This window comes from Pelobacter propionicus DSM 2379 (assembly GCF_000015045.1).
Classification (GTDB): domain Bacteria; phylum Desulfobacterota; class Desulfuromonadia; order Geobacterales; family Pseudopelobacteraceae; genus Pseudopelobacter; species Pseudopelobacter propionicus.
In genome coordinates, this window is sequence record NC_008609.1 from 2466122 (window position 1) to 2488108 (window position 21987).

19 protein-coding genes and 1 tRNA gene are annotated in these 21987 nt (G+C 47.4%); 3 read left to right on the plus strand and 17 right to left on the minus strand.

Annotation, left to right across the window (positions count from 1 at the left end; genetic code table 11):
• Nucleotides 1-5: 5 nt before the first annotated feature.
• Genes PPRO_RS20210 through PPRO_RS11360 form a run of 6 tightly spaced genes read right to left on the minus strand, consistent with a single transcriptional unit; the run spans nt 6 to nt 9634 of the window.
• Nucleotides 6-1106, minus strand: coding sequence for an AAA family ATPase (locus PPRO_RS20210; RefSeq protein WP_011736150.1), 1101 nt, complete (start codon nt 1104-1106; stop codon nt 6-8).
• Nucleotides 1107-1123: 17 nt separating this feature from the next.
• Nucleotides 1124-4606: a BREX-1 system adenine-specific DNA-methyltransferase PglX gene (pglX, locus tag PPRO_RS11340; RefSeq protein WP_011736151.1), complete on the minus strand. Its 3483-nt coding sequence runs from the start codon at nt 4604-4606 to the stop codon at nt 1124-1126.
• Nucleotides 4607-4621: 15 nt separating this feature from the next.
• On the minus strand, nt 4622-8200 hold the full coding sequence (gene brxC, locus PPRO_RS11345) for a BREX system P-loop protein BrxC (RefSeq protein WP_011736152.1): 3579 nt from the start codon (nt 8198-8200) through the stop codon (nt 4622-4624).
• 25 nt (nt 8201-8225) lie between these two features.
• On the minus strand, nt 8226-8801 hold the full coding sequence (locus PPRO_RS11350; protein WP_011736153.1) for a DUF1788 domain-containing protein: 576 nt from the start codon (nt 8799-8801) through the stop codon (nt 8226-8228).
• Nucleotides 8794-9402, minus strand: coding sequence for a DUF1819 family protein (locus PPRO_RS11355; RefSeq protein ID WP_157039995.1), 609 nt, complete (start codon nt 9400-9402; stop codon nt 8794-8796). Before PPRO_RS11355 ends, PPRO_RS11350 begins: the two co-directional genes overlap by 8 nt.
• 7 nt (nt 9403-9409) lie before the next feature.
• Entirely contained in the window at nt 9410-9634 is a 225-nt protein-coding gene (locus PPRO_RS11360; protein WP_041532284.1) for a type II toxin -antitoxin system TacA 1-like antitoxin, read from the minus strand.
• 228 nt (nt 9635-9862) lie between these two features.
• Here PPRO_RS11360 and PPRO_RS11365 point away from each other — a divergent pair, with 228 nt between their 5' ends.
• Nucleotides 9863-10153: a DUF6915 family protein gene (locus tag PPRO_RS11365; protein WP_011736156.1), complete on the plus strand. Its 291-nt coding sequence runs from the start codon at nt 9863-9865 to the stop codon at nt 10151-10153.
• Between the two features lie 33 nt (nt 10154-10186).
• On the opposite strand, the gene PPRO_RS21660 is transcribed toward PPRO_RS11365, so the two are convergent.
• The 3 genes from PPRO_RS21660 to PPRO_RS11375 form a co-directional block, all read right to left on the minus strand.
• Complete coding sequence (locus PPRO_RS21660) at nt 10187-10309, minus strand: prepilin-type N-terminal cleavage/methylation domain-containing protein (RefSeq protein ID WP_269634971.1); 123 nt, start codon at nt 10307-10309, stop codon at nt 10187-10189.
• A 190-nt stretch (nt 10310-10499) separates the two neighbouring features.
• On the minus strand, nt 10500-11423 hold the full coding sequence (locus PPRO_RS11370; protein WP_011736157.1) for a hypothetical protein: 924 nt from the start codon (nt 11421-11423) through the stop codon (nt 10500-10502).
• A gap of 239 nt (nt 11424-11662) precedes the next feature.
• Nucleotides 11663-12004: a hypothetical protein gene (locus PPRO_RS11375; protein WP_011736158.1), complete on the minus strand. Its 342-nt coding sequence runs from the start codon at nt 12002-12004 to the stop codon at nt 11663-11665.
• Nucleotides 12005-12531: 527 nt separating this feature from the next.
• Between PPRO_RS11375 and PPRO_RS20930 the strand changes: the two genes are divergently transcribed.
• Together PPRO_RS20930 and PPRO_RS20935 are read left to right on the plus strand one after the other, a co-directional pair.
• Nucleotides 12532-13158, plus strand: a complete 627-nt coding sequence (locus PPRO_RS20930) for a hypothetical protein (RefSeq protein ID WP_157039996.1) — start codon at nt 12532-12534, stop codon at nt 13156-13158.
• Between the two features lie 487 nt (nt 13159-13645).
• Nucleotides 13646-14650, plus strand: coding sequence for a hypothetical protein (locus PPRO_RS20935; protein ID WP_157039997.1), 1005 nt, complete (start codon nt 13646-13648; stop codon nt 14648-14650).
• Nucleotides 14651-14895: 245 nt separating this feature from the next.
• Here PPRO_RS20935 and PPRO_RS11380 read toward each other — a convergent pair whose 3' ends face one another.
• The 8 genes from PPRO_RS11380 to pheS all read right to left on the minus strand — a co-directional run bounded on the left by PPRO_RS11380 (nt 14896) and on the right by pheS (nt 21912).
• Entirely contained in the window at nt 14896-15708 is an 813-nt protein-coding gene (locus tag PPRO_RS11380; RefSeq protein ID WP_011736161.1) for a DUF3631 domain-containing protein, read from the minus strand.
• A gap of 53 nt (nt 15709-15761) precedes the next feature.
• Complete coding sequence (locus PPRO_RS21875; protein WP_083761236.1) at nt 15762-15935, minus strand: helix-turn-helix transcriptional regulator; 174 nt, start codon at nt 15933-15935, stop codon at nt 15762-15764.
• Nucleotides 15936-16208: 273 nt separating this feature from the next.
• Nucleotides 16209-17420 (minus strand): tyrosine-type recombinase/integrase, encoded by a 1212-nt coding sequence (locus tag PPRO_RS11385; RefSeq protein WP_011736163.1) that lies wholly within the window; start codon nt 17418-17420, stop codon nt 16209-16211.
• A gap of 179 nt (nt 17421-17599) precedes the next feature.
• Nucleotides 17600-17676, minus strand: a tRNA-Pro gene (locus tag PPRO_RS11390).
• Nucleotides 17667-18035 (minus strand): MerR family transcriptional regulator, encoded by a 369-nt coding sequence (locus PPRO_RS19550; protein WP_011736164.1) that lies wholly within the window; start codon nt 18033-18035, stop codon nt 17667-17669. The genes PPRO_RS11390 and PPRO_RS19550 overlap by 10 nt, the downstream gene beginning before the upstream one ends.
• An 11-nt stretch (nt 18036-18046) precedes the next feature.
• Nucleotides 18047-18340, minus strand: coding sequence for an integration host factor subunit alpha (locus PPRO_RS11400; protein WP_011736165.1), 294 nt, complete (start codon nt 18338-18340; stop codon nt 18047-18049).
• Nucleotides 18341-18421: 81 nt separating this feature from the next.
• Nucleotides 18422-20827, minus strand: a complete 2406-nt coding sequence (pheT, locus tag PPRO_RS11405; RefSeq protein ID WP_041532287.1) for a phenylalanine--tRNA ligase subunit beta — start codon at nt 20825-20827, stop codon at nt 18422-18424.
• Between the two features lie 68 nt (nt 20828-20895).
• A complete protein-coding gene (gene pheS, locus PPRO_RS11410) occupies nt 20896-21912 on the minus strand; it encodes a phenylalanine--tRNA ligase subunit alpha (protein WP_011736167.1) in 1017 nt (338 codons plus the stop codon).
• Nucleotides 21913-21987 lie beyond the last annotated feature (75 nt).

Here is a 21987-nt window from a genome sequence, read left to right on the forward strand (position 1 = left end):
AGCACCTATATCAATGAAGTAACGCGAGTTAGTAAGTCTTGAGCAAATGCACAGTATTTGTCTTGAGTTGCTTCATAAATTGTTCGGTTACCAGCGATTGTACTTATATCAGTTGATTGAAGGTTCGAACTTGATGGGACTTGCCACATTGGCAAATGATATCTTTGAGCCATAGATGGTAGTGTATTATGAGTATGCATAATGGCGGTATCCCCTATGGGGTGTGAAAGTAATTCATCGCTTAAATGACTTCTTACGTCAGGACTAATAAATTTTTTAATAGCGTCAGGAACCTTAGTAGCATAATTGTAATGAGCAATTGCTAAATCCCATGGAGTAACTCCCGTATATTTCTTTGCGTTGTATACTGTAAACCCCAACAAACGAACAAAATGTTCTGGGAAACTCTTGCGTTTTTCAGCAGACAGCAAGTGAAATATTGTCTCAAATTGTTTTTTCCATCCAGCTAATGCATTACCTATATTTCGAATTCCGTAAAGCGAAAACATATCTGGCATACATGGAATAACGAATCCATCAGTTGTTGAAATAATAACCTTGTTCAGGGCACCTAAGCTCGGTGACGTGTCCATAATGACGTATTCATAGCCATGTTGACGGGCATAAGCTTCCACAATTTCCCTTGGTTTAGTAACTGTTCTTATTGCTAATGGGTCTCCTTGATAAACGTCACTCCAACGACTTGATATTTTGTCTTCGTAGAGATGCATAGTTAGCCTACCAGGAAGTAGGTCTAAATTTGAAGCCAACGGAAATGGAGGGGACAATTTTCCAGTTTCCGCAGCACCGTCCTCTGCTGGTTTTAAAAGGAAATGGATAGAACGTGTGCTTGTTATTAAATTGTCAAAGTCTTTTGCAGGCAATTTATCGCGAGCAGCCTGATAATCTTCGATAAAATCGTCTTCTTCTTGCCATATTTTGTGTAGAGTCTCTTCATCCATTCCAATAATGGTTAAGTTGCACTGAGGGTCAAAATCAATAATCAATGTTCTGTGACCCATTTCAGCTAATATATGAGCCAAATGAAACGTAAGAGTGGTCTTGCCAACTCCGCCCTTATTGTTAAATATGGAAATTGTTTTCATGCTATCTCCTTGTAAATTTACTCACTACCAGTAACCACCTTCACCTCAGCTAACAACGCTCCAAACTTTCCATAATTCACCTTCACCCCATCATCCAGGTCAAGGCTGATACGCTGGTCGGCATAGTGACGCAACAAATCATCGAAAGCAGCAAGTTCAACCTGCTTCTTTCGTAGTGTATCGAGTTGCTTTTGCAGGCGGTTGCGCTCGGCAGTGGATGTTGCGGCATTTACCTCATTTGTCAGGTAGTCAAATTGGGCGGAGAACTTGCCTTGCAGGACAGTGACGTACTCGTTACGCATACGGGAAAGCGTAGCTTCGTTGTAGCGATGCAGGTAGACTAGGCACTCGAATGCCCGTTGCTTGCCGCTGGAAAAGAGCCAGTAGATTGGGCGTTTCTTGTAGGTTTGCAGGTGGTCCTTGAAAAACTGGGTACTGATGTAGCGGCGGATGGTTTCCCGTGGTGTTTCACTGCCTTTGGGAGACAGGCTATCGGCAACGAATTTCAGATTTTCTTCCAGTGTTTCCGGTGCCCAGGTGACTTTCAGAAACTCTTCAAAGCGGCAGGCTGCATCATCCGGGAACCAGTCTATATCTATGACTGGAACAATTCCGTCATCGTCTGCAGGGAATATTGGGTATTTAATTGGGTCAAAGCCGATATTGCCACTGTTGGCGTAAATAAGGCCGTGATTATCAAGGCTATAGCGCCCCATCATGCAGCCGATTGCGTAGGAAATGAGACGTTTCATGTCTGCTTCGCGGTCAGCACGGGAAAGAGTTATCTGGTCTTCGGGAACTTCTGGGGAAAGTTCATCTTGCAAGCCGAAGGCTCCAATGAATAAGCGGTTATTCTCTTTTTCAAGTTCCTGCATTAGAATTATTTGGGAAGATGAGTGGGTTTGCCAGTTTTTCCAAGACGTTTCGAGTGTGGCTGATTTGAGATGATTAGTGAGTAGTGGCAATGATTGGAAATCCCATGATGTTTCGAAAAAATCCCAATCAGTATTGGCAATAGAGATAATATTACTCACTATTTTATCTGCATCGACACTTATGTAGGGTAGCGATATAACATTTCCAACTTGGAAATTTATGGTTGGATTTAGTGCAGCCATGAGGTTTGGAGCTACTTTTGAACACAAAAAACCAGTTACAGAAAACAGGTCCTTCTCTGAAGGAAATACTGCAGAACCTGCAACATCAAAGATGAAGCCCTTCGGATAAAATCGAACACCAAAATATGATGCACTTATAAATGACCAACTTACGCATGGTTTAAAATAACTGTCTCTACCATCGTGACGAAAACCGGAATTGGAGCCATCTTTAGCCCCAGTTACCATATCGTACCCATCATGCCAATAGTTTACAACGTACTCTTGATTTCCATACCATTTTCTATAGGCACCACCTTTGTTGTAAGGGAACCATCGTACATTTGAATCTGATGCGGAAACTTTATCAGCAAATGAAAAACCAATTTGTTTATTACTCACTTCATGCCAGAGTCTTACAAATCTATTGTTATTACCGGTTGACATTCCATGTTTACCTACCGCAATTTCACCTAGAACCTTCTTATTCAAAAACGTAGAAAGCATACTATTGCTTAACCAATACGCAATTGGGCTTCCAGGAATTATTCTAAAATTAGCAGTTGAGGAAGTCTTAATTTGTGAAGACGCAAAACGCTCATTTAATTCCTCATTGGAAGCGACACTGCCCTGCTTTTCAAAAAGTCGTTTATAGCTGCCATAATAATTTGGCATTGTAGTATGTGAAAATGTAAATGCACAGCTTCCAAAGTCAGAGCCAAAAACACCCCTTCCATTATGAATAAATGTTTCAATTGTTGTTTCGTCAAGTAACCATTTCCGAAGATCTTTAAAAGTTGATAGGAACATCCAATTTGGAATAGTTATCATTCCAATTAATCCACCTTTATGTGTAAATAAAGTGTTACGCATCATAAAGCATGTATATAGGTCACCCTTAGCAGGTTTATATTGAACTTCAATAAAATTCTTTAAAACAGGACAAAAGAATTTACTCCCCATATAAGGTGGATTCGCCACCACGCAATCGTATCTCCCAGCAGATATTTTTGCTTGTTCCACCAATGGTAACAACATATTTGCTGCATGCACCGCATACAAATCGCCGGTGGTCATTGTTTGCATCAGAGCCTCTTCAAGGGTCTGAAGTTTTGCTGCCAGAGCTTCTGGTATTTGAATTAATGAACCAAATGCCTTTCCGTTCTTGAACAGGTCAACAACATCACGTAGAGCGTTTGCATGCTCGCCAAAAACGGAATTATCAATGGCAATGTCTCCACTCTCCTGAATCGCCATCACATTCAGTTTGACCGGATTGTCACTCCGCAATATCCGCCGATCATCCTTACGAGCCTTCATCAGCAGAGCAAACCCTGCCATCTGTGCCGCACGGTCATCAATGTCTAACCCATAAAGATTCTTTTCCAGAATCAGGCGTGGAAAGTCCCGGTTACTGTAACCACGCTCCAGGTAGATTTCCTTGAAGACATCATATGCTTCAACAAGGATGTGACCGGAACCGCAGGCAGGGTCAAGCAGGGTCAATGTTTCCGGGTCGAGTGAATCCGGGGTGATGGCGGCAAGCTGAGCCTTCACGTCATCGGTCTGCTCGGCAGGCTCGATGTAATATTCCATCTTTGCCTTGAGAGGAGAATTGGGGTACGTGGCCAACCATTTTCGCCCTAGGCTGTTCTGCGCCATGTATTTCACAATCCAGTTGGGAGTGAAAAGCTGCGTGGCGGCCGGAATATCCTCGCTCTTGACCACCTTCCCGATAACCTGGTCTTTTTTCTCGGAGATATAGAACTGGTAGAGCCAACCGATAATTTCGACCTCCTGCCAGTCTTCCTCCTCGATCTCTGTCACCAGCTTGCGGATGAGCGAATCGGAGTGCAGTAGGTTATCGGGGAGCAGTAGTTCGGTTTCGTCCTCGATCTTTTCAAACAGAAACGGCATAGTGGTATGCAGAGCATTGCACTGGGCCACCAGCAACAGACGGTACAGCTCGGCATCCTTGCTACCGTCCAGCTTCAGTTCTACCACCTTTTGCTTGTCCAGCCCCGTTAGGTCCAGCTCGGAAGCATAGTCAAGGATCTCCGGAACGGTACTGTTGCCAGAGTTGCTGAGGACACGGAAACCATGCTCCAGATAGCCGTGCAGCTCCATGAAACGTAGAGCGAGAAAGCGGTTGAACCAAGTATAGGCAACCGTCTCCATGACCTGATTGAAACCTTCCCGCTTGACCCGCTCTTCCAGTTTTTTTCGCTGGGCTGCAACTTTGAGCGGGAATGGACGACCACCGATAATGGCGACATCTCCGCTTTCTTCGACTGGGATAATATTTGATTCAGAAAGACCGAAGAAGTGGGCACGATCGGTGACTGCCTGTATGAAATCCCGACGTGCTGCCGGGGCGTAGGATTTGAGTTTTGCCTTGTTCATGAAATCTCCAGAGAGTTACTTGATTCGCACTCGCATGCTGTTCTGCACTGCCGCCATCAGCTCTTTTTTTAGAGCCTCCAGGTATTCGTTTACATCCGCCTCGGTCTCCAGGAAAGACTTGGATGAACAGCTTGCAGCGGTTACATTTTTTACCGGTTTTGCCGGTGGCGAAATAGGTCCACCCCCTCCAGGCTTAGGAGGTTGTTCAACAGCCTTTTCCATTTCCTCCATTGCGCTATCAACAGCGTCATCAGCCTTATTGAGCTGATAGTGCATGTTCGGAATTGACTGCTCTTCCTGCACCTGTTTTTTAATATCCTGAAGTGGCTTCAGCGAGTGGTTACGAACGTCTGCAGTAGCCTTGTATGCCTCAAGATTTTCTGCAACAAGGGAGATTTTCTCCTCCAGCTTGCTCAAGAGGATTACACGCTCTTTGTCCACGCACTTGGCATTAACGGCTGATACCGCATTTATCAGGCCATCGACGTCTTTTATCATCCCGTAAGGACGCGGAGCCTTGAGGATTTCATCCATCCGCAGTAAAGACTTTTTCGCATCTGCATCCTTTACCAACTCCTGCCGGTTGGCCTTAAACACACCGTCCATACTGCTCTGGAGCTTGTCCCAGGTCGGTTTCTGCGTGGTGTAAAAGCCGTTCAGCTCCTGCATGTCATCCGACAGGTCAAGCAGGTCATCCTTTGCCTTGTTGAAGGCATCGAAGAACTCGAAGCTGTCATGAATATTCAGCAGCTTCTGGATAAGCTTCAGCCCATTGGTTATCTCACTGCTGCCGGGATATCTGCCGCTCTGTGCAAGGGGCTTGAATGAATTCAGGCTATCCTGCCATGCGGTGATATTCTCGCGCAGGAACTGGTTGAGCTGGTCTTCGCTGTCCGGTCCGATGACGTGGAAAATGTCTTTGCCGATGGCACGGGCCTTCTTCAGCTCTTCTTCCCCAACAGCCTTGCGCTTCAGGACGGTGACCTGCTTCCATTTAACCTGTTTAGTGAGAGGGTCAACCGCCTCTTTGGGCGTAAGGGCTGCTCCATCTGACATGAGGTTAAGGTCGCCTGCCATGAACAGGCGCGCTACCAGCAGGATGATTTCCCATTCCCCCCAGCCATAGGGTCTGCGGGCAAACCGTTCTACCAGTTCATGCAGCAGAACCTTCTGGTTGTTGGTGGTTGAGAGGTAGATGAACTGCTTGACCTCTTTGACGGCAAGCTCATTGGCGTCCCCACCTTCAACCTGCAGGCTGTATTGGCCGATGTCGTTGCTTTTCAGAATGGCAGTGATTTCCTTGAGCGGTTCTTCCTTGATGATTTTGAGATATCCAAGCTTGGAAAAGATATTTTCAACGAGATAGTTTATCCCCTCGGTGACAGCATTTCTGGCTGTGGATGCCTTGATTTGCAGGGTCTGGCCGTATGCGTAGTAATCGGATTCCAGCAGCATGGTATCCAGCAGCGCAATCAGGCGGCCCTTGCGCTCACGGTTCTGTTCCGCACGATCCTTGAGGATGCGCTTGAGATTGTCGGGTGCTGCGGCATCATTTTTCAGCCGGATGTATTTATCTGTTTGCAGGAGAGTCCGTAACTCCCTCCCAAGCTCTTTGCTGTCCTCAAGTTTGATGACAACGGAACCGCCGTTGGTGCTGGCGCTCTGCATGATGCACTTGGCAGGGTTGAACGCCTGATAATCATCATTGAGCGGGGTGATGACCTCAATGGTCAGATCATGTCCGGCATTGGAGCCGAAGAACTGCCCGTCACAGATGCGGTTGTAGCCGTAGTCCCGCTTGTTTACCTGATAGCGGAACTTGTTGTCACCCTTGTAGACCTCTTCAAATATCAGTTCGGCAAGCTGCTTGGTCTGCTCGCTGCTGGCGATATCGACGTTCTTGATTTCTCGGGAAACATCCCGTTCCTCGTTGGTCAGGAAGAAATAGAGATCGCCGTTGCTGGTAATCAGGGTTTCTTTCTCCAGGCGTTGCAGACTTTCTTCGATCTGGCGCTTGATGGTGAGGCGGTCGGCATCCACCTTGTCTATGCAGAGGGTGACAAGGTTATCAACGGTCGGCTTGAGGATGTCCACGTACCGGATCAGAAAGAGTACCCGGAGAAGCTTGGTATCGAACGGTTCAAGCCCGGTATTGTCGTCGGCCTGCTCGATAGTCTTCTTGACGATGGTATCCAGGAAGCTTTCGATGGCGGGGTAGAACTCATAGAGCGGTACTAGCGTACCGATTTCCTGTTCTGAAACGCTTTTTGCAGCGGACTGGAAGGCATCAAGCATGGAGCGTTCACCACGGCTGAGATGCATGCCGGTTGCTCCTGCCTTGCGGATGGATTCAAATATCTTCTGCACCAGCTGGAAATGATACGGGGCAAAGGGGTAATTCTCCTCGAAGGTCTTTGCATCGGAATAGTTCTTCAGGGTGGCGCTGTGGGTGAAACTTATCTGGTTCTTGAGGATGTCGCCTTTCTGATGCCAGAGTTCTTCCAGGGCACGACGGGCATCGCCGGTCTTTTCCAGAAGTCGGGCCTGGATTACTTCGTCAGTGTTGGTGCTGGATAGGGAAAGTCGCGTATAGAAACGACCCTGAATCTTGGAAAAGTCGTTGGCCTTTGATCCGCGAACCTCTCCCAAAATGGCGTCTATATCCTCCTGAGAGGTAACGATGACCCATGCCCTGCCGTTACAGATTCGCCCGAGGTCTTCGGTGATGGTTTGAAGGTTCAACATGAGGTGGGTTTCGCTGCCGATGAACTGGCCGACTTCATCTGCCAGAAAGACAATGCGGTGCTTCGGTCCCTTGCTGTCCAGGTACTCCTTGACCAGCTTGGAGAACCCTTCGATATTGATTTTGAAGCGTTCCTCTGCTTCATCGAACCATATGCTGGCCGATTCGATGCCCATTTCCAGGGCAATTGAAAGAGCCTTGATAATCTCATCACGGCTGAATGAGTAGGCATCCCGTTCCTTGATCCAATCGGTTCCGGAAGCTTCCTTGAAAGCCTGGTGGAATTTCTCCAGAGCGCCTTTACTCTGAAGATACCGTTCCATGCTGGCAATATGGGGGTCATCACCGCTGTATCCCAGCTTCTCGTTGAAGACCCGCAGGAATACTGAAAGGATGGCATCCTTGCCGTCTTTGTTGTCGGCTTTGCTGTCAATGTTGAAAAGGATTACATCCGTATCGGAAGCGACTGCCCGCTTGATATCGCCTTGCAGCATGGCATCGGCGATTTTCTCTTCGAAAAACTCGACTGCTTTCCGGTTCTGATTTGTTTCGGAATTGTGGGCCTGGTAGTTGCCAAGAAGGTAGGAAAGGATTTTCAGAAAGTGGGATTTACCGGAACCAAAGAAGCCGGAAACCCAAACTGCCATACGAGCGGCAACAGCCGGGTCGTTGGGGTTATCCATGGCGCTGAGATAGGCATCAAAAAACTTGACGAAGTGCTTGTCCAGCTCCCTGGTGACGACATATTCGTCCAGCTCCTGCCAGACTACCGATTCATCCTGCTGGTCAGCCTTGACAACGCCATTTATGGGGCGGAAGAGGTTCTTGGCGAAGATGTTCTTGATATGCATGGATACCCTCTGTTTTCATTGATAATCACACGACGAGCCGGAAGGCCCGATAATAATTGTTGTCTTTCATCTTACCGAAAAGGCTCAAACCCTGGCCGTCATATGATCCGGGATAGAAGACCACCAGCGGGGTTCCTCCCATGAGCGGATGCAGGTTATTCAGCAACGTATGGGAGCGAAGCAGCGGATAGGCATTGCCCACACCGGTCATGAAGACGAAATCATGGCTTTCGGGCTGCGCTGCCTTGGCAAATTCCTTGGCGATTTTTTCCTCATGCAGCGGTCCTCTCAGAGCCTTGAACATAGCCTCGTCACCCTTGTCCTTCTGCATGGCGAGGGCCTTTTCAAGAAGTCCGCGTTCTTTCAGGTAATCCACCAGAAGCTGAAACAAATTCACATGGGCGATTCGCAATTCAGGCTTCCGCTTTGATGCCTTGTCCATGACAAACTCGACGTGCTGGCGAACTTCAAGTTCCGCTTCAGATGGATAATCAAAGATGTAGAAACCGATTTCATTGCCAAGCCCTGCATTGCTCAGAAATTCGGGTGAGGTTATCCGATCAAGAATCTTATTGAGTCGTTCTTTCAGAGCTTCATTCATGGGCGATTTCCATGCATTTCAGGATATATTTCTCATCGTGGCTATTCAGGAACTTGCTGACTTCCGGAGCAATCAGGACTGGCTGGAGCTTCAAGGAACGGGTGTTATCGAGATATCCGGCTTCGGACAGAATCCGGTAGGCGACCTGACCGACCTTTTTCCTGGTGCTTTGGCTCCAGGACGCAACTGCCGGGTCGATATGAGCGCATTCGGCCAGAAATGAATCCCATTCCCTCGAAAGGATCTTAGGGTTGAACTCTCGATAATGTCGCTGCAAGACCTTGAGCATGAAGTCTCCAAGCAAACGACTGTGCTTGATGGCTGCTGCCATAAGGGACTGAATTGCCACTTCGGTTGTGCCATCCGCTATCATGCTCCATAGCTCTCGGGGCATCAATTCCAGGCGCTTCCTGATTAAGGACGACATCCGTTTGGCACTGGCTGGTGAGGTCTTTTGAAGAATGTTATCAATTGCGATGGCTTGCCGCCATGCTGTTTCATCCGCGCTCTGTAAAAGTAGTTGCGCGATAGCACGGCTCTCCTTCAGCAGGAGAGAGCCCGCGGTTATCTCGGCATTATATAATTGCTGTGCTACATTCAAATGCAAATTACTCCGGAACTAATGAGATGTTGGCGCTGCTCGGCGAGTCGTCTTGCTTGGTATCATTTTTTTGTTTGTTGATGGGTATTTCGTTCCGTTGGCAGTGCTGGACAATCAGATATTCAACCATGTTACTGATGCTGCGATGGTCAAGTTCCGCTGCTTTCCGCAGGGCTTCACGCACTTCAGGAGCGATTCTGAGGTTGAGGTTGGTTGACTTAAGTTGTGCCATTTTTTGAACCTCCTAGCTGGTGGCAATATACAGCAAATGCACAGCAGAAGTAAACTGAGATCAACTTGCAAATCTGATGTCAAAAGTATTTTTTTAATGAAACAGCGTATGCATTACAATTGAAAGGCCATATGAAATCAGCCCGGCATAGCGACCGGAAGACATACGGAATGTGAATGTATGATAAACTGGTTGAAAATACGCATTGTAGGAAATAGGGGATAATACATGCCCAAGCTTGATGAGCATTGTAGAGAGTCACAGAAAACTTTTGGCAAGGATTTTGCTGAAGTTCATACATGGCTGGATGAATTTGCCGGTACTCCTGAATACGGTTTCCGTCACCGCAGAAAGAGACATCACGAAGCTGGCATCCGGAAAACAATAGAAATATTTGGTGAGGTTGTGGCCCCTGTGGCTCGACAACATATCGTATCTGATTTGAAGCAAGAGGGTTGGACTGAGAAGGACCACTTCCCACGGGACGAGGCGGACTATGTTAAGATGGGATTATTCTGAGTTTACTTTTCTTGATGCGCTTGTCTGGCGTTATCACCAATATTTAGAAATAAAGTGGTAAGCCACATAAATCAATGCGATCACTATTGAAAAAAAAGCCACCATTGCAAGAACTATCACTACTTCAGCAGCTGTGAATCCATTTTCATTTTTCATCTTTGTATCTCCTTAATGTGATAACCAATGCATAGACACTGGTTTTGCTATGCTTCATGAAACGTTGGGCAACATTGGCCAAGTGAGGTCTTTTGGGTTATATTTCAAACGTTTACTGCAACACTGCTGAATTTACTTTCTGTAAGACCGTTTTGTTGCGAAACAGACCACATGGCATTTCCTGTATCAGCTACGTGTCCAATCCCAAATCATTTCGCAGCCATCTCGACATCTGAATCAGGCTATCCATTCGATCTGTTTCTTTATACTGCCTGATCTCATCAAGCAGCACCTGCTTCTGTTCAATAGAAAAGCCACGAATCATATCAATGTAGAAGTAAAGGCCGTTACGGATGGTTTTTAGATTTTTACTGAATACCTCAATTCCCTCCAGATCATACAGCTTCAACGCTGCAACTCGTTGAAGCCAGAGGTCGTCACCGTCGAAAAATGGAGTGCCTGCTGGATTCCGTTGAGCAATCGCCGTAAGCATTTTCTTGCCAGCAGAGTATTTACCAATCATCAGGACACTGAAATAGAGCGCCCTGAATAGTAGGGCAAATCGAAAACTCTCCTCTTTGACCACGCAATCTTCATTCATTTGCAGACCATCGCCATTCAGCCACCAGGATATGTAATGTTTTACGAGATGCCTGCACGATGAAAGCATGTCAGCAAGCTTTCGCATTTGTTTACTACAGTCCTCCCAGAAATATGTCTCAGCCTCATACAGGATTCCGAGGGAGGCAATATTGAGTCCCGCTGTTGCCACTTCAAATGCCTGCCGATTCTCGCTGGAACAGAGTGCTGCAATGGCATCCCGGTAAAGAGGCATTTTTAGCAGCCGTTGGTATGCTGGCGAGGCGAACCCCTGTTCCAACAGAATTTCCAATCCACGGCATAGCACCACATCGTGTGATACTTCAGAAAAGAACGGCAGTCGTTTTTGTGCCAGAGACCGCTTGAGCCTATCCAGTGCGGAAATAAAGTCCTGAGATTCACGCAGGTAAAAATGACGTCCCAGGTTACTCCCCAATTCTTTCATCTGCAGATTTCCCTGCACGTCTTTACGTAAAACATAGAGAGCTGTTTCTTCGGTACAATAACCACACATGATGCCTCCAGTTGCTATTGTTGTTTCATTTTTTCCCGCAACAGTCCGTTCATTCCAAAGAAATAGTGTTGTTCTGACATTTGTTGCGGGAAAAAAACGGACATATAGTCGTTACCCCATGCTGATGAAGCAATAAACGGGTATGGTCGATTCCAGTGCTGCAATCAATTACAGCCTGACACTACGGCTCCCTCCCCATTCATCTTCACATCAAAAAATCGCAACAATAGCCATGCTTGCTATATGTCCACATCTTCAGGTTCGTCCTGATCGTCGTTGTCCGCACTTTCATTGCCATTAGGAAGGAATTCTTCAAGAATCCTATCCGGTACAAAACGATAGTGGTCGAGGTCGTTCTCACGGGCAATAAGCAATGAGTTGTTTAAAACTATCAAGGTCCTTCCGTATTCAGAAAGCTCCGTATTGACCTCCTTAAGGAAGGCATCGCTCAGGCGTGGGACTGCCGCCAGCGAACGGAGCTGTGGCCATGTCAAGCGGTACGGCTCGTCATAGTCCTGGTCAAAACTTAGGTGAAATAACTTGATGAGAATACGTGCGGTTTCCTCTGCGGTACGTGTCATGGTCAGCCTCCTTGAGTGTGTGTTTTGCGATAAAATCTTGGGCCATCGACAGGATATATCGTGTTGTTCGCACGACGAATTGATTCCACGAAAATTAACGGAAATCTAGATAGGGTTCGAAATCTCATGGGCAGCGAATTGCAATGTAATCAGAAGAGGGATTGAAAAAAAATGAGGTTTGAAACTGCGGAGTTGAAAAAAACTGTAAATAGTAATTTGAAAGTATCAGTTATGAAACGCATCAGAAATAATAACTGTAAATGTATTTCGCATAGGGACACATGCAAAAATGATAACTAACAACGTTGCTATCATTATGTGTCTCCCCAGGTTTTGTATCAAAAAAAAGAGGGTTTTTTCTACTCTCTTGATGGGGAAGTAGCATCATTAATCAATTATTAATATATACAAATATAATACTATAAATAGATATATAGGTATAACATACTAGTATAATAAATACACTATAGCATATCTACTTTTACACGCAACACAAATAATACATAAATATGTGAATGGGAGAACATATGAATAATCAAGAATGTAGTAAATCAATAGATGTAGAATCAGAATTGCCTAAATGTGGTTTCAGTCGTCTCAAACCATTACAACAGTGTATACCTGCTGATTTTTTTAAGTATAATAGGCATAACATATTAACAAATGCGTACAAGCAACTGGTCCTAGATCAGGGTCCATATTTTTATTTCATTACGTTGACCTTCGCTAGGAACGTAGGTTTTAATTCAATATGCAAATTTACCGGTGATTATATCCACTATCACAACAAAGAAATTTTCAATGTTAAGTACAGACCACAGAATAAATATATTCAAGGATTTGCTTTTCTTGAAGATCATCCGAATAAAGATTTTGGTGATCGTATCCACATTCATCTTCTTATAAAATGCCATTCAAAGTTCAATGAATGGGATAACTTTGATTCTCATACTGAAATTTTCCATACAGCTGCAAAACAAGTTAAAGACGACAATGGGAGGCCAGTTTTTAATCCCGGGTGCATTGATATTCAGAGGTACAGAGACAGTGGAGCAATAGCATACTGCTTTAAATGTATTTGGGATGGGAATATTGATCGGGTCAAATTCATCTGCAAGGATGGGTTGTCAGATAACCAATCAATATTATGGTGATTTGCTACCCTTGACATGGATCTTCGAGCGTCTCGTTCGGGAAACTCAGCAGTGATTAAACATATGTATTTTAACTTCGTAGAGCGTTGCACGATGGAAGTCAGAAATTCAAGCTAATATGTTGAAGTTCCAGTTAAAATCATCTCTACAACATCAATGTATAACACTTATATTTTTCTTTATTGCAGAAACTGGACAAGGTTAAATTTCCAAATTGGCGCGATTGAATGTCCTCAGTTGACAATAGCACTCCAGTGTGTGAAAACCAGCAATATTGTTAACGATGCCAACAACTGGCAGTGGAAATTTTAAACAGGATAATTGCTTGATTCGTTACCGTGAGTAATTACTGTAAGAATGAAAAACTCCATACTAGAAAAGCTTGTTGTTTCGAGATCTGAGGGAGTTTAGGCTGCAAAATATTCATTTTTTCAACAAGTTATTTGCCTGCATCGTGCATTATGAAAAAAAACTATTCGGAGGATGTATGTCTAAACCAGCACCTAATATTTTGACACTATTTTCTATGCTTTTAGTCGCATTATCAATTAACATTATATTTATTAATAATGTTCAAGCTACAGACTTTATGCACTCTTCAATCGGTAATCCGGCAAGTATCGGAACAATTACTATAGAGGAGTTTGTTGATATATTGAAGAATATTAAACTCGCAGATGGATCTCACCCAAAAGTCGGTAACATATATAAGCACAAAAATATTTATTCTCTCGACGCAATAATGAACCAGGGTTCAAAACTACATATTAGATTCGAGCATCTTCTCAACTATTATGGTGAAATGTCTTCATTTAGTGTCACTGTGAATGGAAAGACCATTGATCCACAATCTTTTTTAGTAGCAATTTGCAATGTTCCACGCAATGAAACTAAAGCAGATAAAGTTCTCAAAGAAAAACAAAGGCTTGAAGTTGAAAAAAAAGAAAATGAAAGGGTTGAAAACGCGAGAATAAGTGCTGAGGCCATTGCGAATAGAAATGAAAAGGCACGTTTAAGTAAGATTTCAGCTATAGAAGAAGCCAGGCGTGCAATAAATGGTACATTTTCCAGCGAAGGTAAGTATTATGATGGTCACCCAAGTCATCCTGACTTTATAATATTTAAAAGCATTGACATTAAAACAGTAAATAATAATACAGCAAGCATACTTTTCAAATCTTTGATGGGTGGTGAAGAGGTATGTCGTTTTATTGATAATAATGCTGAAATACAAACAGATTACCATAGTGATACAGATGTTGATTTTACCATCATTGCAAAAGATAAAAATTGTTCGCTGAAGATAACTACTGACCGTCATACATTTCAAATACAATATAGAGGTGACGCATGTGAAAAATTATGTGCAATAAGTGATGATATGAGTTCTCTAAAAAGCTATGTTAGGCCAAACGGATTTTATGTCAATAAAGCTAAAGCTGAACAAGCAGAAAAAGAAGAAAAGATTAGAAATGAGAACGTATGGAAATAGTGTATTAAACTTGCTATTATCCTCGTATTTTTGAGCTAGTAGTAGGCCACTGTAGACGTCATCGTAGATCTGCCCACGGTAATTGATGCAAGTGGAAGGTTCAGGGTACCCAAAATCAATCGGAATAGTTGGTTGTATTGAGTCGTAATGATGGTAGGTTTGCTTTTTAAATGTGTGCGTGTATTTCCTACCCGCAGCTGAAAAATTCAGCTGCGGGTAGGAAATAATAAAGCACAACTGATCGCCTAAGATTTCTCTTGTTTTATTTCGGAATGACATGGCGAGGAAAATGCGTCGGCAAATAACTCTCGTGTATACCCTTTGTATGTCTTGTCGCCGAACCGAATTTCCTTACTTTGAATGCCATACAATTTCAGGATGTCAGAAATCTGTTTAAAATTGATCTGTTCGCCTTGGTTGTAGGTGGCCCACAATTTGTTGCGCACGCAAAGTGAGTTGATTAAATCCTCGGAGCGGATTCGATCCTCATAACTGCCTTTAAAAATGTGGTAAATATCATTTAACAACCGCGGACCAAGGAACTTGGCCTTGTTAATAAACTTCCTTTGTTTCGCAACCTCTTTATCGAGAATACTCATCCGAACATTCAACCGTGAGGCTTCATCTTTTCTAACATGTTCATAGTCAAGGGGTGGCATAGTGGCAAGACGCGTAATATCGCTGTCTACGTTGTTTACAGAGAATTCATCGGTCAGTCCAACATCTGTCAGGTCTATTGTTTCAGGGGCAATGTTTGTGTTACTAATCTGGGCACTAGCTAATGCCTCCTTTATTTGGTCCTTCATTTCTTTTAACTTTTTTTTGTAAATAGCCTCTTCCTGGTCATCTTTTCTTTTGGGTGCCCATCTTCTGTAGACGCTACCATCATAGCTGCCGTAAAGCCCAACTGCCGGCTCTTCTATATCGAGGATATACCAACGACGTTCCCCGTTCACATCATAACTTTGCAATTGCCCATTTTTGAAAATATCTTTTTTTGCTGGCGAATCACCAAGTTTGTTCATGCAGTCAAAAAATCTATCAACATATGGATTCATTTAATAACCTCCGAGTTCGTAGTATTCTGGTAGTTTCTAATGTTTGCACATTTTTACCCCTCACATTTAGCAATAAATTCAGCTATTTCTGAATATCTCCAGCAACTACATCTACCCAATTTGATTGGCGCCGGGGCTCTTGAATGGGCAACCCAATCTAACCAAGTACTCCTCGAAACCGGAATAATCTCTAAAACCTGTTTTAAGCGCAACAACCGGAGTTCCATATTACTTCCCCCTTTTTCGGTTGTCTGTGCGGTGGTTCGACCAAAAAAAACGGCAATCAGGAGAACCCGATTGCCGTTTAGTATTGCTAGGAACTTAAACTGACAATCAAGGTGGTAAACTCTTAATTGCCGTTGCCGTGCCGAAGCTGTGCGTTGACAGATTTAAACTACGAATATGTTATTAGATCATTTCGGAAGAAAAATCAACAGCAATTTTCTTTTTCAGCCTACCCTTCCAACACAATAAAATTTAAGAAGTTCGCCTTTATGTAATTAGATGCCATTCCTGGTCTTTAAATCATCCAGATAATCTGCCCATGCCTGCATCATCTTCTTTCGTTCCGCTAGATGTGCCGTTCTATTATATGCTCTGCCATTGGGATCTCTAACCGCGTGGGCTAACTGGTGCTCGATAAAGTCAGGCCTTACATGCAGTACTTCATCAAGTATTGTCCGGGCCATAGCCCTAAAACCGTGGCCGCTCATCTCATCCTTCTCAAAGCCCATACGCCTTAGTGCTGAAAGAATTGCATTATCACTCATGGGGCGAAGCGGTGAGCGAGGGGAAGGAAAAAGAAATTTGGAATGACCCGTTAACGGATAAAGCTCTTTCAGTATTTCAACAGCCTGAGAAGCCAATGGCACAATATGATCGTTTTTCATCTTCATCTTATCACCGGGAATCCTCCACTCAGTGGCCTTAAAATCAACCTCTGACCACTCAGCTTTACGGAGTTCGCCAGGACGGACGAAAAGAAGCGGAGCAAGCTTCAAAGCGCATTTTACCGGAAAGGTCCCTTGATAATCATCAATAGCCCTCAGAAGTGGTGCAACTTCTTTCGGATCGGTAAGTGCTGCACGATGCCCTTTTTTGTATGGTGGCAAAGCGCCGATCAAATCTGAAGCACAATCCCTCTCAGCCCTTCCGGTGGCGACAGCGTACCGAAGCACCTGACTACAAGCAGAGCGGGTCCTGTGTGCCGTTTCCAGTGCGCCACGGCCTTCAATACGACGTAATGCTGAAAGCAGTTCTGGGGCTTTCAAATTCTTTACAGCAACCCTACCTATCCACGGAAAGACATCACGCTCGAAATTCGACAGCATCTTGTCGCGGTAACTCTCGGACTTGTTCAATAAAAACTTGCCGTGCCATTCTCGGGCAATAACTTCAAAGCTATTTTCATCGCCTTCGCCAGATGACACTTTTTGGGCTTTTTTCACTTCACCAGGGTCAATACCATTCGCAACTTGTTTACGAGCGTCCTCACGCCTCTGACGAGCATCAGCAAGGGAAATCTCTGGGTAGGTCCCAAGCGCAAGCAACTTTTCCTTTCCGAACAGACTATATTTTAATCTCCAGAGTTTTCCGCCGGTAGGTGTAATCAGAAGATACAGTCCACCACCGTCAAAAAGTGTGACCTGCTTTTCTTTCGGTTTCGCATTACGAACCTGCAGATCCGAAAGCGGCGCAATCCTTTTAGGCATGGGATTTTCCTCCTTTTCGGTATACGGGTTTCGGTATCGGTATATATACCCAACCCACATATACCGAAAGTAATTGGATTTGAGTATATCTAAGTGAATTTCACTGGACAATACAAAAAGAAAAGGCCTTGATTTCTCAAGGCCTTCTGTACTTGTCCGGATGATACCGGACTATTTATTGGTCGGTGCGACTGGATTCGAACCAGCGACCACTAGACCCCCAGTCTAGTGCGCTACCAGGCTGCGCTACGCACCGAAACCCTTTTGCAACTGGCACTTAAGCACCAGCAGTTCTGCTTTGATATCCTTCAGAAGCCCGTAATAACCGGTTTCTGAATCCTGGTGGGATACCGCTTCGCCACGGATCTTCCCATGGCGATTAATTCTTTTCCGGACACCCTCGATGGTGAATTTTTCCGTGTAGAGGAGGCGTTTCACCTCCTGCAAGAGGGTGACTTCCTTCTTCGTATAGAGCCTCTGGCCGGTACTGCTCTTTTCAGGCCTGAGAAACTCGAACTCGCTCTCCCAGAAACGGAGCACCGAGGCCTTGACTCCCACTAGTTGGGCCACTTCACCGATCTTGTAATACAGCTTGTCGGAGAAGTCTTCATTCATGCCGCCGTCCGCTAGGCACTCTCGGCGTTTTCTACGTTGATGGCATTCTTCAGCACTTGGCTTGGCTTGAACGTCAAAATGCGGCGTGCTGCGATGGTTATGGTTTCACCAGTCTGCGGGTTGCGTCCCCTGCGGTCAGCCTTCTGCTTGACAACAAAATTACCGAAACCGGCAATCTTGATTTTTTCGCCCGTTTCCAGCGTGCTTTTGATGATGCTGAAAACCGTTTCCACCATTTCGGCAGACTCTTTTTTCGAGAAACCTATTTTTTGGTGAATTCTTTCGACGATGTCGGCTTTGGTCATGACAACCTCAATCTGGTTTCTTTCGTAAGCTGCTAAAAGGAAAACCTATATAGCATGAGCAAATGTATTTCGCAACAGTTTTTATCTTATTGATACGTTTACCTTATTAACGAGACTGTCGCGTACCTTGGCATGGATGGCTGCGATCTCCTCATCCAGCAGGGTCCGCTCGAAGGAGCGATAACGGATGCGAATGGCGATGCTCTTGAACCCATCGGGAATACCGCTGCCACGATAGACGTCGAATATCTCCACCTGCTCGATCTCCCTTGCCTTGACTCCCTTGACGCAGTCGATGATCCGATCCGCCGGGACCTCTTCGGGAACCAGCAGGGCCATGTCACGCGTGCTGTCGGGGAAGCGTGACGGCACGGTAATGGCGGCCTTCCCGCGGCAGCAACTAACCAGCTTTTCAAAATCCAGCTCAAAACAGTAGATCGGCCTGTCCAGGTCAAAGGCCTCCTGTACGGCGGGATGAATCTCTCCCAGGGCGCCGATGCGCTCCCTGCCGACCACGATGCTGCAGGACTTACCGGGGTGAAAGTACGGCTCGGGGGTATCGGCAACCCACTTGGCCCCCTCGATGTGGAGCAGTTCCAGGATGTTTTCCACGATCCCCTTGGCGTCGTAGAAATCCACCGCTTCCGCCCCATGGCACCATCCCTCCCGTTCCCGGGAGCCGGTCAGAGCAGCGGCGATGCGGATCGGCTCCTGGGGCATCTCCTCGCCGGCCCGGGGCAGATAGACCCGGCGCATCTCGAAGAAGCGCAGGTCCAGCGAGCGGAACTTGCTGTTGCGACTGACCGTCTCCAGAAGACCGGGGAGCAGGGTGGTGCGCATAACCGACTGTTCCTCCACCAGCGGATTGGCCAGACTGATGACCGTGCGACGGGGATCATCGGCAGAAAGCAGCAGCCGGTCGGCAGCGCCAGGGTCGGTGAAGCTGTAGTTGATGATCTCATGCAGGCCGAGGGACACCAGGGCGTCGCGCACGCTGCGCTGCAGGCTCTGATGGAGCGTGGGGCGGTCGGAACCGACCCGGGCCAGGGGCATGCTGGTTGGTATGCGGTCAAAGCCGTTCAGCCGGGCGATCTCCTCCACCAGGTCGATCTCGCGCTCGATGTCCACCCGGTAGCTGGGTGCCAGCACTTCCAGGTTTCCGTCGGCCAGAGTCCGCACCGAAAAACGCAGGTTAGTGAGGATGCGGACGATCTCCTCGGTGGGGAGCGAAATCCCGATCAGGGCGTTTGCCCGCTCAGGGCGCAGGGTTATGGCCACCGGTTCGACCCTTCCGGGATAGACGTCCAGTGCCCCCTTTGAAACGGTGCCGCCGGCCAAACAGGCGATCAGTGAGGCAGCACGGTCAAGGGCGAAGGAGACCCCTTCGACGTCTATGCCGCGCTCGAAGCGGTGGGACGATTCCGTGTGCAGGCCAAGGCGTTTACTGGTGGTGCGGATGGAAGCCGGCTTGAAGCAGGCGCTCTCCAGCAGCACCGTGGTGGTTTCAGGAGATATTTCGGAATTAAGCCCCCCCATGACCCCGGCCAGCGCCACGGGGCGCTCGGCATCGCAGATGACCAGATCGTTGCAGGTGAGCGTGCGTTCCTGGCCGTCCAGGGTGGTGAATAGCTCTCCTTGGGCGGCGCGGCGAACAACGATGCGCTGGCCGGCCAACTGGTCGCAGTCGAAGGCATGCAGCGGCTGGCCCAACTCCATCATCACCAGATTGGTCACATCCACCACGTTGTTAATTGAGCGGATTCCGACAGCGCTGAGGCGCTTGACCAGCCAATCCGGCGAGGGGGCGATGCGGCAGCCGGAGATGTGGCGGGCGGCATAGCGCGGACAGAGGTCGCCATCTTCCACGGTTACGCTAATCCTGTTCTCCACCGAGTCATCGCCCTCGTCGATGGCGACCGACGGGGTGGTGAGTGTGGTACCCAGCTTAGCGGCGATCTCACGGGCAATGCCGATGGCACTCAGACAGTCGGCACGGTTGGGGGTCAGACCGATCTCATAGAGCGTATCCTTCAGCCCCAAGGCCTGGAAGAGCGGCTGTCCCAGCTCAAGGGAGGGGGGGAGGATCATGATGCCGCTGCTCTCCTCGGCCAACCCCAACTCCTTTTCCGAGCAGAGCATGCCAAAGGACTCCTGGCCGCGAATCTTTGATTTCTTTATCTTGAACTCGCCCGGCAGCACGGCGCCGATGCGCGCTAGGGCCACCGTGTCCCCGGCCGCGAAGTTCTGCGCGCCGCAGACGACGTCCAGCAGTTCCGATCCGCTGTTCACCTTGCAGAGGGAGAGCTTGTCCGCGTTGGGATGCTGTTCACGCGACTCCACGCGAGCCACTACGACATCGTCCATGCCGGAACCGAGTGTGTTCATTCCCTCCACTTCCAGGCCAAGCATGGTCAGCATATCAGCCAGCTGTTCGGGAGTGAGATCAAAGTCGACGAATTCCTTGAGCCAGTTATAGGTAACATTCATATGAGTAGCACCGAGAAGTAGTTGTTTATATTCGCACATGACGGATCACGCGCGGGGTTGACGAGGCTTTAGAACTGGCGCAGGAACCGCACGTCGTTCTCGAAGAGCAGGCGCATGTCGCTGATTCCGTATTTCAGCATGGCGATGCGCTCGATGCCCATGCCAAAGGCAAAACCGGACACAGCCTCGGCATCGTAGCCCACGTGGCGGTAGACCTCGGGGTCGACCATGCCGGCGCCAAGGATCTCCAGCCAGCCGCTGTTCTTGCAGACCCGACATCCCTTGCCGCCACAGATGACGCAGGCGATGTCCACCTCGGCCGACGGCTCGGTAAAGGGAAAGAAGCTGGGTCGCAGCCGCACGCCGGTCTTCTGGCCGAAGAGCTGGTTGGTAAAGATGGTCAGGATACCCTTCAGGTCACCAAAACTGACCCCCTGATCCACCATCAGCCCCTCGATCTGGTGAAACATGGGCGAATGGGTGGCGTCGGAGTCGCAGCGGTACACCGTTCCGGGCGCGATAATGCGCAGAGGCGGCTTGCGTTTCAGCATGGTACGGATCTGCACCGGAGAGGTGTGGGTGCGCAACAGCAGGTTGTTGTCCACGAAGAAGGTATCCTGCATGTCCCTGGCCGGGTGTTCGGGCGGAAAGTTAAGCGCCTCGAAATTATACCAGTCGTGTTCGATCTCCGGCCCCTCGGCGACGGAGAAACCCAGGCCGGCGAAGATGTCGCAGACCTCCTCGATCACCAGGGTGATGGGGTGTTTGCTGCCGCACCCCGGGCGACGTCCCGGAAGGGTGACGTCGATGCGTTCCGAGCGCAGCTTCTCGTCCCGGGCGCGTTCGCGCGCCGCGAACAGGCCGGCCTCGATACCGGATTCGATCTCGTCCCTGATGCTGTTGACCATCTGGCCCACAACCGGACGTTCCTCGGCCGACAGGGCGCCCAGGCCCTTCATGAGGGCGGTCATGGCGCCCTTGCGCCCCAGGTACTTTATCCTGATGTTCTGAAGCGCTTCTCCGGTGGAAGCATCGGCGATGGCCTGAAACGCTTCGCATCTCAATTGTTCAAGCTGTTCCCGCATGGTGTTTACCCTTAAAAAAAGGGAATGGGAGTATTTCGTCCCATTCCCCAATGAATTGATCTGCACAGCACTACC

Coding starts and splice junctions, on each gene's coding strand:
- PPRO_RS20210 (WP_011736150.1), bottom strand. CDS start 1,106: ATGAAAACAATTTCCATATTTAACAATAAGGGCGGAGTTGGCAAGACC.
- pglX (WP_011736151.1), bottom strand. CDS start 4,606: ATGAACAAGGCAAAACTCAAATCCTACGCCCCGGCAGCACGTCGGGAT.
- brxC (WP_011736152.1), bottom strand. CDS start 8,200: ATGCATATCAAGAACATCTTCGCCAAGAACCTCTTCCGCCCCATAAAT.
- PPRO_RS11350 (WP_011736153.1), bottom strand. CDS start 8,801: ATGAATGAAGCTCTGAAAGAACGACTCAATAAGATTCTTGATCGGATA.
- PPRO_RS11360 (WP_041532284.1), bottom strand. CDS start 9,634: ATGGCACAACTTAAGTCAACCAACCTCAACCTCAGAATCGCTCCTGAA.
- PPRO_RS11365 (WP_011736156.1), top strand. CDS start 9,863: ATGCCCAAGCTTGATGAGCATTGTAGAGAGTCACAGAAAACTTTTGGC.
- PPRO_RS21660 (WP_269634971.1), bottom strand. CDS start 10,309: ATGAAAAATGAAAATGGATTCACAGCTGCTGAAGTAGTGATAGTTCTT.
- PPRO_RS11370 (WP_011736157.1), bottom strand. CDS start 11,423: ATGTGTGGTTATTGTACCGAAGAAACAGCTCTCTATGTTTTACGTAAA.
- PPRO_RS11375 (WP_011736158.1), bottom strand. CDS start 12,004: ATGACACGTACCGCAGAGGAAACCGCACGTATTCTCATCAAGTTATTT.
- PPRO_RS20930 (WP_157039996.1), top strand. CDS start 12,532: ATGAATAATCAAGAATGTAGTAAATCAATAGATGTAGAATCAGAATTG.
- PPRO_RS20935 (WP_157039997.1), top strand. CDS start 13,646: ATGTCTAAACCAGCACCTAATATTTTGACACTATTTTCTATGCTTTTA.
- PPRO_RS11380 (WP_011736161.1), bottom strand. CDS start 15,708: ATGAATCCATATGTTGATAGATTTTTTGACTGCATGAACAAACTTGGT.
- PPRO_RS21875 (WP_083761236.1), bottom strand. CDS start 15,935: ATGGAACTCCGGTTGTTGCGCTTAAAACAGGTTTTAGAGATTATTCCG.
- PPRO_RS11385 (WP_011736163.1), bottom strand. CDS start 17,420: ATGCCTAAAAGGATTGCGCCGCTTTCGGATCTGCAGGTTCGTAATGCG.
- PPRO_RS19550 (WP_011736164.1), bottom strand. CDS start 18,035: ATGAATGAAGACTTCTCCGACAAGCTGTATTACAAGATCGGTGAAGTG.
- PPRO_RS11400 (WP_011736165.1), bottom strand. CDS start 18,340: ATGACCAAAGCCGACATCGTCGAAAGAATTCACCAAAAAATAGGTTTC.
- pheT (WP_041532287.1), bottom strand. CDS start 20,827: ATGAATGTTACCTATAACTGGCTCAAGGAATTCGTCGACTTTGATCTC.
- pheS (WP_011736167.1), bottom strand. CDS start 21,912: ATGCGGGAACAGCTTGAACAATTGAGATGCGAAGCGTTTCAGGCCATC.